The following is a 15,785-nucleotide window of genomic DNA, read 5'->3' as shown; positions in this document are numbered from 1 at the left end:
CAGCCGAACCAAACAGCTTTCCGGTTCTGCACAGAAATTAAGATTCTGTGGACAAGATAGTGGATGAATCGGTGCATGATTTTTCGATGTGGCGGAAAGGGGCCGTCAACTGATTTAATCCGTATTTTGTGTTAAAAATTCGTTGACCCACTAGGGCTAGATGCGTCAGTTTGTGCGGGCAGATCGGCGGAACACTACATGTGGTGTCGATTTAACCGGGGGCGGTTCTTCAGGCGGGCGTCATGCCAAATGCAATTATATGCGTGTTTCGGGCTTTGACCTGACATGATTTTTGCGGCCTAGCGAACCCTCGGATGCGTGTTTTAGGTACCGCGTGAGTGGTTGGGATCAAGTTTTTTGCTGCAACGTCAGCATGTCGATAAAATCAGGGGCAGACAGATGAAAATCGAACGTAATTTCACGAAATCAGGACAAGACGCATATGGAGCGTTGGAATTCAAATCCACAACGTCAGAGATTCGCAATCCTGACGGGACGATTGTGTTTAAACTTGATGACTGTGAAATTCCGGGCGGCTGGAGCCAAGTTGCATCCGATGTGATTGCACAGAAGTATTTCCGCAAAGCGGGCGTACCTTCTGCGTTGAAAAAAGTGAAAGAAAAAGGTGTTCCTGAATTCCTATGGCGGTCTGTCCCCGCTAAGGATGCGACATTCGGTGGCGAAACTTCTGCGAAGCAAGTTTTTGATCGTCTGGCAGGCGCATGGGCTTACTGGGGTTGGAAGGGCGGCTACTTCTCGTCTGAGGAAGATGCACGTACTTATTTCGACGAAATGCGCTATATGCTTGCGACACAGCGCGCAGCACCAAACAGCCCACAATGGTTCAACACAGGTTTGCACTGGGCTTACGGTATCGATGGTCCGGCGCAAGGCCACTACTATGTTGATTATCAATCTGGCGAGCTGACAAAATCAGCATCTAGCTATGAGCACCCACAACCGCACGCCTGTTTTATCCAATCCGTCGAAGATGATTTGGTCAACGAAGGCGGCATTATGGATCTATGGGTCCGCGAAGCACGCCTATTCAAATACGGTTCTGGTACAGGCACCAACTTTTCATCTCTGCGCGGCGCAGGTGAGGCGCTGTCAGGCGGCGGCAAGTCTTCTGGTTTGATGGGGTTCCTCAAAATCGGTGATCGCGCTGCTGGCGCGATTAAATCGGGCGGCACAACCCGCCGCGCTGCCAAAATGGTTATCGTCGATTCAGATCACCCCGATATTGAAGAATTCATCAACTGGAAGGTCATCGAGGAACAAAAAGTGGCGAGCATCGTGGCTGGTTCCAAGATGCACGAACGTTACCTCAACGACATTTTTGCTGCGATCCAATCGTGGGACGGCACCGCTGACGGGGCCTATGACACCAAAACCAACGAAGCGCTGGCATCAGCCGTGCGCGCCGCAAAAAAATCGGCGATCCCTGAGACATATATCAAACGTGTGCTGGATTACGCAAAGCAGGGTCACACCAGCATTGAATTCCCAACCTACGACACCGATTGGGATTCCGAGGCCTATTCATCAGTGTCCGGTCAGAACTCTAACAACTCGATCCGCGTCACCGATGCGTTTTTGAAAGCTGTTGAAGATGATGCCGACTGGAAGCTGATCAACCGCAAAAACGGTGAGGTCGCTAAGATTATCAAAGCCCGCGACCTGTGGGAACAGGTTGGCCATGCCGCATGGGCCTGTGCCGATCCGGGCATCCAATATCACGACACGGTTAACGCGTGGCACACATGCCCCGAAGATGGTGCAATCCGTGGTTCAAACCCTTGTTCTGAATATATGTTCTTGGATGATACGGCCTGTAACCTTGCATCAATGAACTTGCTGACCTTCTACAAAGACGGTGAATTTCAGGTCGAAGACTATATGCACGCCACACGCCTGTGGACGGTGACGTTGGAAATCTCTGTGATGATGGCGCAGTTCCCATCTAAAGAAATTGCGCAGCGGTCTTATGACTTCCGCACGCTTGGTCTTGGCTATGCGAACATCGGCGGTTTGCTGATGAATATGGGCTTTGGCTATGACAGCGACGAAGGGCGGTCTATGGGGGCAGCACTGACTGCGATCATGACGGGTGTATCTTACGCAACATCTGCGGAAATCGCTGGCGAATTGGGCGCGTTCCCAGGCTACACGAAGAACGCAAAACATATGTTGCGCGTCATCAAAAACCACCGTCAGGCGGCCTTGGGTAAAACGACAGGTTACGACAATCTGGACGTCAAACCTGTTCCACTCGACCATAAAAACTGCCCCGATCAGCGTTTGATCGCATTGGCCGTGTCTGCATGGGACGAAGCATTGGAGCTGGGCGAACAGCATGGCTACCGCAACGCCCAAGTATCGGTGATCGCGCCAACTGGCACCATCGGTTTGGTCATGGATTGCGACACAACGGGGATTGAACCTGACTTTGCGCTGGTGAAATTCAAAAAGCTTGCAGGCGGCGGCTACTTTAAGATCATCAACCAATCTGTGCCTGCCGCGCTTGAGAAAATCGGCTACGGACCGGCGCAGATTGAAGAAATCATTTCATACGCTGTCGGCCACGGCACCATCGGTCAGGCGCCAGCCATTAACCATACATCGCTGATCGGGCATGGCTTTGGCCAAGAAGAAATCGACAAGGTCGAAGCGGCGCTCGCCTCTGCTTTTGATATCCGTTTTGTGTTCAACCAATGGACGTTGGGCGAAGATTTCTGCACCAAAACACTGGGTATTCCAGCCGCAAAGCTGAATGATCCAACCTTTGATCTGCTACGTCACCTTGGCTATTCAAAGCAAGATATCGAGGCCGCAAACGATCACGTCTGCGGGACAATGACGCTCGAAGGCGCGCCATTCCTCAAAGAAGAGCACTACAACATCTTTGATTGCGCCAACCCATGCGGCAAAAAAGGCAAACGCTATCTGAGCGTTGACAGCCACATCTACATGATGGCCGCTGCGCAGTCGTTCATCTCAGGTGCGATTTCAAAAACCATCAACATGCCAAACGATGCGACCATCGAAGACTGCCAAAAGGCTTATGAATTGTCATGGTCGTTGGGCGTAAAGGCAAACGCGCTGTACCGCGATGGATCAAAATTGTCGCAACCTTTGGCATCTGCCTTGGTTGAAGATGATGATGAGGCGGCAGAAACGCTGGAATCTGGTACGCCACAAGAAAAAGCCGCCGTGTTGGCCGAAAAGGTGATCGAAAAAGTCATCATCCAAGAAGTGCGCAACCGCGAACGCGAAAAAATGCCGCAACGCCGCAAAGGATATACGCAAAAAGCCATCGTCGGTGGCCACAAAGTGTACCTGCGGACGGGGGAATACGAAGACGGCAATCTTGGTGAAATCTTTATTGATATGCACAAAGAAGGTGCCGGGTTCCGCGCCATGATGAACAACTTTGCCATCGCGGTATCCGTTGGGCTGCAATACGGTGTGCCACTCGAAGAATTCGTGGACGCGTTCACATTCACCAAGTTTGAACCAGCGGGCATGGTGCAAGGCAACGACAGCATCAAAAATGCGACCTCGATCCTTGACTACATCTTCCGTGAATTGGCCGTGTCATATCTGGACCGCACCGATCTGGCCCATGTGAAACCCGAAGGGGCGGCGTTCGACGATATCGGCCGTGGTGAAGAAGAAGGGGTGTCTAACGTCCAAACCCCAACCGAAACCGCAGCATCGCGTTCGCTTGAGGTGCTCAAGCAGATTTCATCAACTGGTTACCTGCGCAAACGTATGCCAAACGATTTGGTTATGATGCGCGGCGCTACTGAAGAAAGCGCAGAGGTTACTGTGCAAACCATCGCCACTGAAACCACATCGGAAACCGCGATCAGCACGGGCACCGTCAGCATTTCCGCCCGCGACAAGGCGAAAATGCAGGGATATGAAGGCGATCCGTGCGGCGAATGCGGCAACTACACACTGGTACGCAACGGGACTTGCATGAAATGCAACACCTGTGGCGGCACATCGGGCTGCAGCTGATGGAACACGCGTTCGAAATTGCCGGTATCCGCTGCGACGCCAATGAAATCCGCCTGCGGGGGCGCAGTGTTGAGGCGCAGTTTGCGCCCGATGCTGCAGGGCCGCTCACCGATGCGTTTTCCAATAACATGGCGGTCGCATTCCTTGGGGCTTCTGCGATGAACGCGCTTTATTCCGTTGATGCCATTGAAACTGAAAACGGGGCCTGCCGCGCCGTGTTTTCAATGCATTAATATGCCGATCCGGGGCGGATGCGTTCGCCCTTGGTGCCGATCAGGCCGCAGGCAAAAAAATCCGAGCGGTATAAATACTGAGCCTGATCAGCAAGACTATCAGGGGGGCTTCGGTCCCCCTTTTTTTGTGCGGCTCGGTTCAAGGTACGGTTTTCATGTCTTGGCGCTGTGACCTAGATCCTCTAGGGTTTTGGAAGTAATTTTCAGGAGATTTTTCAATGCAGTGCCACGAAGTTGACTATGAGATTTTTGGTGATGATATGCAGATCGTCGAAGTGGAATTAGACCCGCAAGAAACCGTAATCGCCGAAGCCGGGGCCATGAATTACATGGAAGACGGCATCGCGTTTGTGTCCAAAATGGGTGACGGGACCACCCCGACAAAGGGCGTGATGGGCTCGCTGTTAAACGTAGGCAAACGAGTGTTGACGGGCGAATCAATCTTTCTGACCCATTTTTCAAATGATGGTCAGGGCAAAAAACGCGTGGCCTTTGCGGCACCTTACCCCGGTAAAATTATCCCCGTTGATATGACCACTGTCGGCGGCGAATTGATCTGCCAAAAAGACGCATTCCTCTGCGCGGCCTTTGGCACCACGACCGATATCGCGTTCCAAAAGAAGCTTGGCGCCGGATTCTTTGGCGGTGAAGGCTTTATCTTGCAACGTTTGCGCGGTGACGGCATGGCGTTCATTCACGTTGGTGGCACGGTGATAAAACGCGAATTGCAGCCGGGCGAAGTGCTACGCGTTGATACCGGGTGTATTGCGGCGTTTGATTCGGGTGTGACCTATGACATCGAACGTGCAGGCAATCTGAAATCTATGGTGTTCGGTGGCGAAGGCTTGTTCCTTGCCACCTTGCGCGGTCCGGGCACAGTGTATCTGCAAAGCCTGCCATTCTCGCGCCTTGCAGACCGGATTTTGCGCGCCGCAGGACCGGGCGGCAGCAAAGGCGAAGGGTCCGTTCTGGGCGGCCTTGGCGATATGTTCGGCGACCGCTAACGCGGAATGTCAAAGCCGGGTTCTGCAAGGTGGAACCCGGCAAAATCAAACCCCGGCGACACGGTGCAACTGACCAAAGTCCAATCGCCTGTTGTGGCTGCTGCCTGCCAGTGGTTTTCAGGTACGATGATTTGCGGGGCTTGGTCGGCCAAAACATCATGGCCAAGAATGTGGTCAATCGCTGGCCCGTTATCGGATTCTGACAAGCTAAGGACAATCGGCGCACCCGCGTGGTATAGCCAAATTTCCGTGGCATCGACGCGGTGCCAATGGCTGGCTTCACCATCTTTCAACAGAAAATAGATGCAAGTACCTGTGGGCCGCCCGTCATTATCCGCGATCCACGTTTGACGGTAATAGCCGCCCTCGGGATGCGGTTGCAGGTCTAGTTTTTTGATAATAGCGTCGGCACTCATTTGAACACCGGGATATGCGCAGATGCATCGGCGGGCAGGTGGCCCGATAGGCGCGGATCGGGTGCAATTTCGACCTCTTGTTTCATCGCAGTGAACCCAGCACGCATATAAAACGGTAAGGCTTGTGGGCTATCCATTGTACAAGTGTGGACATGGAAGCGATCGACATCGCGTGCAAAAGCCTGTGCAACAGCATGTGCCATCATGATACGCCCCGCGCCTTTGCCGACCGTGTTTGGGGTAAGGCCGAAATACGCCAGCTCGCATGCGCCAGATGTGCGGTGGTCAATCTCGACCAGTCCAACGTTTTGCCCATCTTGCTGCAAGGTCCAAACTTCGTAATCGGGATCATGCAGAATGGCGGTCAATGCATCATCCGCCAAATACAGACGCCCAAACCACAACCAATCTTCGCCAACCGCCCGAAACATTGTGCGGTACCATTCTGGGTCAGCGGCGGTGTGACGGGCAAAGGTAAAATCATGCGCCTGTGGTGGCGATGCCGCGGGTGGCGCCGTCATTTCCAAATAGGTCACAACAGTCGCGACCATACCGCGCGGGATTTGATGAAAGCCGGGATTTAACATGATTGGAAAGGTAGTCTGAAATGATCGGCGGGGCCAATACCATTTCGTAAGAAAATGCCCCGTGCAACGTTGGTCGCACGGGGCAGAATTTTTAGCCTTTTAGGATAGAACGCCCAGCGTAAGTTGCTGTTTCGCCGAGCAGTTCTTCGATGCGGATCAGCTGGTTGTATTTTGCCAGACGATCAGAGCGTGATAGGGAGCCGGTTTTGATTTGACCGCAGTTGGTCGCAACCGCGAGGTCGGCGATTGTGGCGTCTTCGGTTTCGCCGGAACGGTGCGACATCACGTTGGTAAACTGTGCGCGGTGCGCCATGTCGACGGCTTGCAGGGTCTCTGTCAGCGTGCCGATTTGGTTGACCTTGACCAACATCGAATTGGCAGAGCCTTTGGCAATGCCGTCAGCCAGACGGGCAGGGTTGGTCACAAACAGATCGTCGCCAACCAGCTGCACTTTGTCGCCGATCATGTCGGTTAGGGCTTTCCAGCCGTCCCAATCATCTTCGTCCATGCCGTCTTCGATGCTGATGATTGGGTAGTCGGTTGCAAGCTGCGCAAGGTAGGCCGCGTTTTCATCAGAAGTGAGCGACACGCCTTCGCCAACCATTTCGTATTTGCCGTCTTTAAAGTATTCCGTCGCCGCACAATCAAGCGCAAGATAGATATCTTCGCCCGGCTTGTAGCCCGCTTTTTCGATTGATGTCATAATGAAATCAAGGGCTTCGCGTGTAGAACCCAAGTTGGGTGCAAAGCCACCTTCGTCGCCGATACCCGTGTTGTGGCCCGCAGCGGAAAGTTCTTTTTTCAGTGTGTGAAAGACCTCAGAACCCATGCGCACGGCTTCTTTGATGTTGGTCGCCGACACGGGCATGATCATGAATTCTTGGATGTCGATCGGGTTATCGGCATGTTCGCCGCCATTGATGATGTTCATCATGGGCACGGGCAGGGTGCGTGCGGATGTACCACCGATGTAGCGGAACAGCGGTTGTGCTGTGAAATCAGCGGCCGCTTTGGCTACGGCCATGGAGACACCCAAAATTGCGTTTGCGCCAAGACGGGCCTTGTTCGGGGTACCGTCAAGTTCGATCATTGCCATGTCGATGCCGACTTGCTCTGTCGCGTCAAAGCCAAGGATCGCTTCCGCAATTTCACCGTTTACGGCGGCCACGGCTTCTAGCACACCTTTGCCCATGTAGCGGGATTTGTCGCCGTCGCGTTTCTCAACGGCTTCATGCGCGCCTGTTGAGGCACCAGAAGGCACAGCAGCACGGCCCATTGTGCCATCTTCAAGGATCACGTCCACCTCAACGGTTGGGTTCCCCCGGCTGTCAAGAATTTCGCGGGCGTGGATATCGATGATGGTGCTCATTTTGTGCTCCGTAGCTGGTATGTTAGCGGTATCATGTGCTCTATAGCGCGGGTTTTGACGCAAGGGAAGTGCGGCGCAGCCGGGCTTCGCGCCAAAGCGTATAAATGCCCGATGTAACAATAATTGCGGCCCCTATCAGGGTCAGCGCGTCGATCGTTTCATCAAAGACTGTAATTGCGATTACAAGCGCAAAGACAAGCCTTGTATAGCGGAACGGTGCGATAAGCGACATATGCCCGATACGCGTTGCTGCAACCAATAGGTAGTATGCGACAACCCCCACGAAAACGGCAAATGCGATCCGTGTTATATCTGCTGGACCCGGCGTGACCATTGGCGATCCGCTGATAAACATTACGGCTGCCCCCGTGGGGACCAGCACCAAGAATGCATAGGTCGACAATTGCCGTGATGTTACCGTTTCCGGGACACGCCGCGTGGCGAGGTCACGGATGGCCAAGCCGATCACGCCTTGCACCGCAAACAGCGAATTGACGTCAAAACCGTCCATGCCGGGTCTTAAGACCAACAAGACGCCGCACAACCCGATCCCAATTGCGACCCAGCGCCGCCATCCAACCGTTTCGTCCAAAAACAGTGCCGCCCCAATCGTCACAGCCAAGGGCGTCGCCTGAAGGATCGCGGTCGCAGATGAAATTGGAGTAAGCGCAACGGCGGTCAAAAAACCAAATGTTCCAACGACTTCGGCGGTGTTGCGCAGAAATACAACTGGATGCAGCAGGTCGCGTGTCCACAATGCATCACCATAGGCACGTGCAATCATTGCAAATACAATGCCGCCCAGCCCACCCAAAATGAACAGGATTTGGCCAACAGACATGGCGCCCGCCATCTGTTTGATGAACATGTCTTCAATGGCAAAGCCAAGCATGGCTGCGACCATCAACATGCTGCCGCGGATATTGTCCATGTCTGCGCCTTATCTGAAGATCAATGAAATCGGCATACGCCTGCTTTGCGCGGATGCAAAGAGAGGATCGGATCAACCCAGCACAGATTTACCTGCGCTCAGTCCTTTTTTATCGGCACAGCATATAGCTCAAGCCGGTGCCCCTTGAGCTCATACCCCAATTTAGCTGCGATGCGTTCTTGGAGTGCCTCAATATCAGGGTCAACAAATTCGATGACCTCGCCTGAATGCATGTCGATCAAGTGGTCATGATGATCACGGTCCGCGGCTTCGTATCGGGCGCGGCCGTCGCCAAATTCATGCTTTTCAAGGATGCCAGTTTCCTCGAAGAGTTTGACGGTCCGGTAAACGGTGGCAAGCGATATCCCCGCGTCCACCGTTGAGGCGCGCGCGTACAGCTCTTCGACATCCGGGTGGTCGGTTGCCGATTCAAGAACGCTCGCAATGGTGCGGCGTTGGTCGGTCATGCGCAGGCCATTGGCTTCGCAACGTTCAAGAATTGTGGATTTCATCGGCAACTCGGTCTGTGGTCATAGGGTAGATACCGTTAAAGCCAGCGGGTTTCCAGCCGTGACGCGGATCTAAAACCACTTGATCCACCGTAAGATGGCATAAGTCGCGGCCCCCAAACCCACCATGAGCGCGCATAGGATCAAAAATGCGTCTGGATGATCAACCCAAGGCATCCCGCCGACGTTGACCCCCAAAAGCCCGGTGATAAAGCTGAGCGGAAGAAAAATCGCGGCCACAACAGATAACGTATAACCGTTGCGCGCAATCCGCGCCTCTTGGGTGATATCAATGTGGGCGGAAAGGGCGCGGAGCCGGTCACGCACCTCTTCGACTTCTTCGACAGAGCGCATCGCGCGGTTGGCCGTGTCGCGCATACGGTTGCGCAGGCTGTCGGTCAAAACCCCGCCGTGGTTAATCGCCAAAGCGCCCAGCGCATCCTTGAGCGGTCCAATATGGCGCCGCAGACGAATGGCGGTGCGCTGCAGTTCAAACAGGTCGGGAACATCGGAGGCCCCGGTTTGATAAACGCCGTCTTCCATCGCGTCAGCGCGTTCTTCAAGATCAACTGATACCTTTTCAACCCGCTCAACGATGTGCTCGGTAATGCGGGTGATGAAATTGCCTGGGGCTGCAGGGCAATCGCCATCAGCAATTTGTTTCGCGAGTGCATCGACTGTCTTCACCGGCAGTCTGCGCACGCTAATCACCAAACGCGGGGTGATCCAAAGCCGAAGCGACACCATATTCGCGAGCTCTTGCCCGTCATTCAGGTTGATCCCACGCAGTGTCAGCACGATCCCTTTTTCGTCATCATCCATATGCGGCCGAGTCTTTGCAGCAAGCAATGCGCGCGCGGCGCGTGGCGGCAGCGCGTCATCACACCATGCGCGCAGATGCGGATCAGCAAGATCAAAATGCAGCCAGCGATAGGCGATCTTATCGTCCACCTCAGTGGAAATCGCACCGGCGGGGGCGGATGTGCCGTCCCGGCCAATGTCATAGGCGTGTAATGGGTTAGGTAACAAGCCGCCCCTCCATCGCGCGCACAGCGGTGCCGCTGATCGTTACAGGGGCGGGGCGTTGGTTTTGTGTGGTCGCTGTGATTAGTGATGGACGCCCCATCTTGACGCCTTGTGTGATTTTCAGGCTTTGGGGGGCGTCCAGAACTTCGGTTAACAAAGCTGCTAATGTGGCTGCGGCGCTGCCTGTGGCCGGGTCTTCGGGGATATTATCCAAAGCGGCGAACATACGCGCGTCAATCTGATCACCATCGCGCACATAGGCGTAGATCGCGAAATCTAAGCCGGCCGGGTGTTTTTGCGCACCTTCACGTATTGCATCAAGATTGGGCGCACAGGCCGCCAGGCTATCTGCGCTATCCAATGCAACAATTACAAACGTGAGCCCAAGGCTCGCTTGCACGGGCAGGTGGGTCGTTGTGTCGATGGCCGTTTCCGGCAGCCCCAGCGCCGCTGCAACCAAGGCGACAACAGGCAAGCTGATCCGTTCAAGCGCAGCGCTTGTGACAAAAGACGCGGTATCGCCGTCAAACGAACAGGGAATTGGGCCGACCCCAAGTTCCAGCACCATTTCCCCGCTATGCCCTTGGTCACGTAGCGCGATTGCGGTCCCAATTGTCGGATGCCCGGCAAAGTCAATCTCTACCGCTGGGGTAAATATTCGGACCTTGGCCGTATGTGCGGGATCATTGGGCGGGTAGACAAACGTGGTTTCCGAAAAGTTAAATTCACGGGCGATTTGTTGAAGGTCGCTCTCGGGAATGGCGCGGGCATCTGGGATCACGGCCAGTTGGTTACCGCCAAAGCGGTTTTGTGTAAACACGTCGTAGACAAGATAATCGGTCATTGCGGTAGCTCCGGTTCACGACCGACTTTTGCGGCCACCCGCGTAATGGTTAAACCTTGGACGATGATTGAAAACACGACGACGACATAGGTCGCAGTCAGAATCAGTGGTTTCCATTCGCTATCGGGCAGGGATAGGGCGAGCGCCACGGATATCCCACCTTTCAGGCCACCCCAAGTCATGATCGGGATTACCCCGGACGAAAAGCTGCGGAAGGGTTTGAGCATAAGAACCGGCACCGCAACCGCCGCCAAACGCGCGATAAGCGCCAGCGCGATTGAGGCCACGCCGGTGACGATAAAGCTGGTGTCAAACGCCACGGCAAATACCTCTACCCCGATCATCAAGAACAGGACAGCGTTCAAAATCTCATCGATAAGTTTCCAGAAAGCATCAACATACAGCCGGGTCTCTTCGGACATCCCAAATTTTGTGCCCACATCGCCAATCAACAGCCCAGCGCAAACCGCCATGATGGGTGCAGAGACATGCAGATAAACCGCCAATTCATAGCCGCCAAACGCAAGGCCAAGCGTGATGAGAACCTCAAGCGAATAATCATCAATCCGGCGCATCACCCGGAAGGTTAGCCAGCCGAGAACAACACCCAACACCGCACCACCAAGGGCTTCTTGGACAAACAGCTCAATCGCTGCCGCGGCGTCGCTGCCATGACTGTCACCATGTGGAAAGGCCAACCCAACAAGGATCAAGAAAACCACATAGGCAACCCCATCGTTAAACAGGCTTTCGCCAGCGATCTTTGTTTCCAACGATTTCTGCAGGTCCGCTTCGCGCAAAACCCCCAATACAGCCACTGGGTCAGTGGGGGAAATCAGTGATCCGAACACCAATGCAGTCAGCAATGGCATGCCCGTCAGCCAAGAAAATCCATAGCCAACAATCGTGGTCGACAGTGCAATCCCGATGGTTGCCATCAGTGCGACAGGCACCCATTCGCGGCGCAGGTCTGATATTTTGACGTGCAACGCCCCGGCAAACAGCAACAGCCCCAACATGCCTTCCAGCAGCGCATCAGAAAAATCGATGCTTAACACAGTGTTGCGCACCGTGTCTTCCAGCCCAAAGCTTGGCATCGCGAAATCAAGGATCATGACACAAAATGAGGCGAGCAGCGACACAACCAAAATGCCAATTGCTGCGGGAAGCCGCAAAAACAGATAGTTTATCGACCCAAATGCCCCTGCGAGAACAATGAGCAGCGATGTGATTTGCAACAGTGTCATGAATATATCCTATGGTCTTTGGCAACAGTTAACAGGTCGCTGCACGCCTCGCTAGAATATCTTGAGCCAGCTACCCCCCAATTGCCGCGCCGTTGCGCCGCAGCCAAGCTTGAACCGGGCTAATCCCGGGGCATTATGCGTGTCGATCATGCCCAAATCGAGCTGTCGGACGCCACCGCGCGCCAGTGACATGCTTGCTTCAATCAGTAGGCGATGGTGGGCCCGTGATTGGCGCCCCACCGCGTTCGTCCAGCCCAGATGATAGGTGGCGCAGCCCCCGTGGCGCAGAAATACCATTGCTGCGATTGGTGTATTTCCACGCGCGGCGGTCCAGACTGTAACGTCCCCCGGCGCGATATCAGCATAGGCCTGCATGAGGCCATGAGGCAAAGCGCGGAAGCGTTTTTCGCGTTGCTGAACCAGATCGGCATCGAGCAACCATTGATGCACCAGTGTATCAAACGGGGTGCTTTTGATATTGAATGGCTGTTTTTGTGCGCCGCGCCAAATGTTGCGCCATTTGCCGTGCATCTGCGCGGCCATAACGTCTTGATCCGTTGAAAGCGCGAGTTCTGCCACGGTCGCGGGTGTCATGATTTGGCGGTATCCGGCCTTTTGCAAGGTTTGGGCATCACCGCCGTTGCTGTTGATCAAACGTAAATGCGCTGCGCGGAGCGCATGGGCGTCGGGCGGGGCGATCCAAATCGGCCCGCGCGGCGCAAAGACGATACCAAAACGTTTGATCACCTGCACGGGGGCTGCGCCGGGGATATCTGCGGTTGTCACTGTCGCGCCAATGCGGCGGAGCGCTTGTCGGTAGTGCGGATGTTGTTGCAACGGCAAAATCATAGACTGTGTTAAGCCATTGGAAACCTAAGACGTGGTTAATGATGCCATGAAAAAACGTGCCAACTCCGTCGCAGGCGTGACTGCACCACCACCTCGCCCAACAGCATTGGGGGCGGCCGTGGTGGCCGCCCTCATTTCATTCCCCGTGGGAATTACATTGTTTACAGTGGATTTAGTGTTGCTTTAGCCCAGTTGCACAAGCGCGTGACGTTTTTTGCCCGCGCTCAGCTTGATCGGGGTTGCCAGTGCGTCCGCATCAATGATCAGGCCGGGGTTTTCCAAAGGGGCATCGTTCAAACGTGCGCCGTTTTCGCCGATCAAACGCTTAGCGTCCTTGCCGCTTTTGGACAGACCTGCGCGCACAAACAATTGCACAATGGAAATGCCATCGCCCAAATCATCCGCCGATAGGGTCACAGTGGGTAGGTCATCGCCAACGCCGCCCTTTTCGAACACTTCGCGTGCAGTGGCTTCGGCGGCTTGCGCCGCTTCGGCCCCGTGCAATAGGGTGGTGACCTCATTAGCGAGGATGATTTTCGCGGCATTGATCTCGGATCCTTCGAGCGCGCCCAGACGGTCGCATTCTTCGACAGGTAGTTCTGTGTAGAGCTTTAGGAAACGGCCCGTGTCGGCATCGGTCGTGTTGCGCCAGAACTGCCAGAATTCATAAGGCGACAGCATGTCTGGGTTCAACCAAATAGCGCCAGATTGAGACTTGCCCATCTTTTTGCCGTCAGATGTGGTCAAAAGTGGTGAAGTAAGGCCGAAAATCTGATGATCTAGCACACGGCGTGTCAGGTCGATCCCGTTGACAATATTGCCCCATTGATCCGATCCGCCCATTTGCAGCACGCAGCCATAACGGCGGTTTAGCTCAAGAAAATCATAGGCCTGCAAGATCATGTAGTTGAATTCGAGGAAAGACAGCGATTGTTCCCGGTCCAGCCGTGATTTCACGCTTTCAAATGCCAGCATCCGGTTAATCGAAAAATGCCGCCCAATGTCGCGTAGGAAATCGAGGTAGTTCAACTCGTCCAACCATTCGGCATTATTGATCATCATCGCCCCATTTGGCGCATCCGAGTAATCAAGGTAAGCTGAAAAAACCTGACGGATACCTGCGATATTGGCATCGATCTGCTCAGGCCCCAAAAGCGGACGCTCATCAGCGCGAAACGATGGATCGCCCACCTTTGTCGTGCCGCCGCCCATCAGGGTAATCGGTTTATGGCCGGTCTTTTGCAGCCAGCGCAGCATCATGATTTGGATCAGCGATCCGACATGCAGTGATTTTGCCGTCGCATCAAAACCGATATAGGCCGGAACAACACCATTGCTCAGCGCCTCATCAAGCGCCTGATAATCTGTGCAATCGGCCAGAAAGCCGCGCGACATCATTACAGACATAAATTCAGATTTCGGATGGTAGGTCATTGGCTTGTTCCTGCGGTGGTCTCGGTGCACTCTATAGTCAGGTCATGGCCCAAGGGAAAGCGTATGTTGAAATCTGGATTTATGCGTGCGCTTGGCACGATGTCGGGTACTTCGCTGGACGGGGTAGATGCGGCTGTGCTGGACACTGACGGGATCGACATCGCAGGTTTTGGCCCCAGCGATTATCGCGCCTATACTGATACAGAACGTGCGGTACTGCGCGGGCATCTTGGGCGCTGGCACGATGATGATGTAATCGCATGCGCCAAAGTGGTCGAGGCCGCCCATATCGCCGTGATGGCCCCGTTTGAGGATGTTGATATCGCAGGGTTTCACGGCCAAACACTGGCCCATGATCCAGGTGGGAGAGGTACACACCAATGCGGTAATGGGCAGCATCTCGCGGATGCGCTTGGCGTGCCTGTCGCTTGGGATTTTCGCACCAACGATGTGGCTTCGGGCGGGCAGGGTGCGCCATTAGCCCCGTTTTTTCATTTTGCCTTGGGGAAATGGATTGGGGCTACAGCCCCGGTTGCATTTTTGAACCTGGGCGGCGTCGGCAATATTACTTGGGTCGATCCGCGCTATGGTGATCCGGCAGAGCCCGGGGCGTTGATCGCCTTTGACACGGGCCCCGCAAATGCGCCGATCAACGATCTGGTGCAAGCGCGCCGTGGCCTTGCCTATGATAAAGACGGGGCCTTGGGGGGGGCGGGCGTTGCCGACCCTAAAATTGTAGCTGCCTTTCTAACGCATCCATATTTTGCGCGCCCCTTACCAAAGTCCTTGGACCGTGACGCGTTTTCTGGATTGATCGACAGTGTGGCTCATCTTTCTGATGCCGATGCGGTCGCGACACTGACAGAAATCGTGGCGGCAAGCGTGGCCCACGCCTTGGCCCAATGCCCGGCACCGACAACCCAACTATTGGTCTGCGGCGGCGGTCGCAACAACGCGACGATGATGCGCGCGATATCAGGGGGGCTGCAAAGCGACGTCGTACCGGTCGAGGCGGTCGGTTTGAACGGTGATATGCTTGAAGCACAAGCTTTTGCGTTTTTGGCCGTACGTGCGGCGCGCGGCTTGCCTTTGTCGGCGCCCGGAACAACCGGGGTTGGCGCGCCCGTATCCGGGGGACGAGTCGCAGTTCCGACAGACTCATCCGTTAAGTTGTGTGCTGGCAATCTACGCGATCTGTAAACGCCTTTCGTTTCACGGCGAAGTGATTTTGATGTGCGGATATTCGCCTTGTTTTTATGGTAATTAGCTCTTTTTCGCTGACCTTATTCACAGGGCTGTGAGGTGATCTT

15 protein-coding genes are annotated in these 15,785 nt (G+C 54.6%); 5 read left to right on the top strand and 10 right to left on the bottom strand.

Features of this window, described 5'->3' with window-relative positions; genetic code table 11:
* The first annotated feature begins 399 nt into the window (after nt 1-399).
* The 3 genes from DS901_RS05645 (at nt 400) to DS901_RS05635 (ending at nt 5,263) form a co-directional block, all read left to right on the top strand.
* Nucleotides 400-4,026: a vitamin B12-dependent ribonucleotide reductase gene (locus DS901_RS05645; protein WP_113775960.1), complete on the top strand. Its 3,627-nt coding sequence runs from the start codon at nt 400-402 to the stop codon at nt 4,024-4,026.
* Nucleotides 4,026-4,259, top strand: coding sequence for a hypothetical protein (locus tag DS901_RS05640; protein ID WP_113775959.1), 234 nt, complete (start codon nt 4,026-4,028; stop codon nt 4,257-4,259). Before DS901_RS05645 ends, DS901_RS05640 begins: the two co-directional genes overlap by 1 nt.
* A gap of 218 nt (nt 4,260-4,477) precedes the next feature.
* Complete coding sequence (locus DS901_RS05635; protein WP_113775958.1) at nt 4,478-5,263, top strand: TIGR00266 family protein; 786 nt, start codon at nt 4,478-4,480, stop codon at nt 5,261-5,263.
* Here the strand turns inward: DS901_RS05635 and DS901_RS05630 are convergent.
* The 9 genes from DS901_RS05630 to DS901_RS05590 form a co-directional block, all read right to left on the bottom strand.
* Nucleotides 5,260-5,679, bottom strand: coding sequence for a cupin domain-containing protein (locus tag DS901_RS05630; protein ID WP_113775957.1), 420 nt, complete (start codon nt 5,677-5,679; stop codon nt 5,260-5,262). The two genes, DS901_RS05635 and DS901_RS05630, sit on opposite strands and share 4 nt — an antisense overlap.
* The gene (locus DS901_RS05625) at nt 5,676-6,266 is read right to left on the bottom strand and encodes a GNAT family N-acetyltransferase (protein WP_113775956.1); all 591 of its coding nucleotides are present in this window, start codon (nt 6,264-6,266) and stop codon (nt 5,676-5,678) included. The genes DS901_RS05630 and DS901_RS05625 overlap by 4 nt, the downstream gene beginning before the upstream one ends.
* Before the next feature lie 91 nt (nt 6,267-6,357).
* Entirely contained in the window at nt 6,358-7,635 is a 1,278-nt protein-coding gene (gene eno, locus DS901_RS05620) for a phosphopyruvate hydratase (RefSeq protein WP_113775955.1), read from the bottom strand.
* A 40-nt stretch (nt 7,636-7,675) separates the two neighbouring features.
* Nucleotides 7,676-8,566, bottom strand: coding sequence for a DMT family transporter (locus DS901_RS05615; RefSeq protein WP_113775954.1), 891 nt, complete (start codon nt 8,564-8,566; stop codon nt 7,676-7,678).
* Between the two features lie 98 nt (nt 8,567-8,664).
* Nucleotides 8,665-9,078, bottom strand: a complete 414-nt coding sequence (locus DS901_RS05610) for a Fur family transcriptional regulator (protein ID WP_113775953.1) — start codon at nt 9,076-9,078, stop codon at nt 8,665-8,667.
* A 69-nt stretch (nt 9,079-9,147) separates the two neighbouring features.
* Nucleotides 9,148-10,104: a CorA family divalent cation transporter gene (locus DS901_RS05605; protein ID WP_181820782.1), complete on the bottom strand. Its 957-nt coding sequence runs from the start codon at nt 10,102-10,104 to the stop codon at nt 9,148-9,150.
* Nucleotides 10,094-10,945: a PhzF family phenazine biosynthesis protein gene (locus tag DS901_RS05600; protein ID WP_113775951.1), complete on the bottom strand. Its 852-nt coding sequence runs from the start codon at nt 10,943-10,945 to the stop codon at nt 10,094-10,096. The genes DS901_RS05605 and DS901_RS05600 overlap by 11 nt, the downstream gene beginning before the upstream one ends.
* Entirely contained in the window at nt 10,942-12,192 is a 1,251-nt protein-coding gene (locus DS901_RS05595; protein ID WP_113775950.1) for a cation:proton antiporter, read from the bottom strand. The genes DS901_RS05600 and DS901_RS05595 overlap by 4 nt, the downstream gene beginning before the upstream one ends.
* A 51-nt stretch (nt 12,193-12,243) precedes the next feature.
* Nucleotides 12,244-13,041 (bottom strand): GNAT family N-acetyltransferase, encoded by a 798-nt coding sequence (locus DS901_RS05590; RefSeq protein WP_113775949.1) that lies wholly within the window; start codon nt 13,039-13,041, stop codon nt 12,244-12,246.
* 46 nt (nt 13,042-13,087) lie between these two features.
* Between DS901_RS05590 and DS901_RS18675 the strand changes: the two genes are divergently transcribed.
* A complete protein-coding gene (locus tag DS901_RS18675) occupies nt 13,088-13,228 on the top strand; it encodes a hypothetical protein (RefSeq protein WP_181820781.1) in 141 nt (46 codons plus the stop codon).
* Here the strand turns inward: DS901_RS18675 and tyrS are convergent.
* Entirely contained in the window at nt 13,225-14,475 is a 1,251-nt protein-coding gene (gene tyrS, locus DS901_RS05585; protein ID WP_113775948.1) for a tyrosine--tRNA ligase, read from the bottom strand. The genes DS901_RS18675 and tyrS overlap by 4 nt on opposite strands.
* 63 nt (nt 14,476-14,538) lie before the next feature.
* Here tyrS and DS901_RS05580 point away from each other — a divergent pair, with 63 nt between their 5' ends.
* A complete protein-coding gene (locus DS901_RS05580; RefSeq protein WP_113775947.1) occupies nt 14,539-15,675 on the top strand; it encodes an anhydro-N-acetylmuramic acid kinase in 1,137 nt (378 codons plus the stop codon).
* Nucleotides 15,676-15,785: the final 110 nt, after the last annotated feature.

This window comes from Loktanella sp. D2R18, from assembly GCF_003318235.1.
GTDB lineage: Bacteria > Pseudomonadota > Alphaproteobacteria > Rhodobacterales > Rhodobacteraceae > Yoonia.
This window is presented reverse-complemented; position numbering and strand designations above follow the sequence as displayed.

Bases quoted from the DNA above. Each gene is read 5' to 3' on its own strand.
- DS901_RS05630 (WP_113775957.1), bottom strand. From the start codon at position 5,679: ATGAGTGCCGACGCTATTATCAAAAAACTAGACCTGCAACCGCATCCC.
- tyrS (WP_113775948.1), bottom strand. From the start codon at position 14,475: ATGACCTACCATCCGAAATCTGAATTTATGTCTGTAATGATGTCGCGC.
- DS901_RS05615 (WP_113775954.1), bottom strand. From the start codon at position 8,566: ATGGACAATATCCGCGGCAGCATGTTGATGGTCGCAGCCATGCTTGGC.
- DS901_RS05590 (WP_113775949.1), bottom strand. From the start codon at position 13,041: ATGATTTTGCCGTTGCAACAACATCCGCACTACCGACAAGCGCTCCGC.
- DS901_RS05600 (WP_113775951.1), bottom strand. From the start codon at position 10,945: ATGACCGATTATCTTGTCTACGACGTGTTTACACAAAACCGCTTTGGC.
- DS901_RS05595 (WP_113775950.1), bottom strand. From the start codon at position 12,192: ATGACACTGTTGCAAATCACATCGCTGCTCATTGTTCTCGCAGGGGCA.
- DS901_RS05645 (WP_113775960.1), top strand. From the start codon at position 400: ATGAAAATCGAACGTAATTTCACGAAATCAGGACAAGACGCATATGGA.
- DS901_RS18675 (WP_181820781.1), top strand. From the start codon at position 13,088: ATGAAAAAACGTGCCAACTCCGTCGCAGGCGTGACTGCACCACCACCT.
- eno (WP_113775955.1), bottom strand. From the start codon at position 7,635: ATGAGCACCATCATCGATATCCACGCCCGCGAAATTCTTGACAGCCGG.
- DS901_RS05610 (WP_113775953.1), bottom strand. From the start codon at position 9,078: ATGAAATCCACAATTCTTGAACGTTGCGAAGCCAATGGCCTGCGCATG.
- DS901_RS05635 (WP_113775958.1), top strand. From the start codon at position 4,478: ATGCAGTGCCACGAAGTTGACTATGAGATTTTTGGTGATGATATGCAG.
- DS901_RS05640 (WP_113775959.1), top strand. From the start codon at position 4,026: ATGGAACACGCGTTCGAAATTGCCGGTATCCGCTGCGACGCCAATGAA.
- DS901_RS05625 (WP_113775956.1), bottom strand. From the start codon at position 6,266: ATGTTAAATCCCGGCTTTCATCAAATCCCGCGCGGTATGGTCGCGACT.
- DS901_RS05580 (WP_113775947.1), top strand. From the start codon at position 14,539: ATGTTGAAATCTGGATTTATGCGTGCGCTTGGCACGATGTCGGGTACT.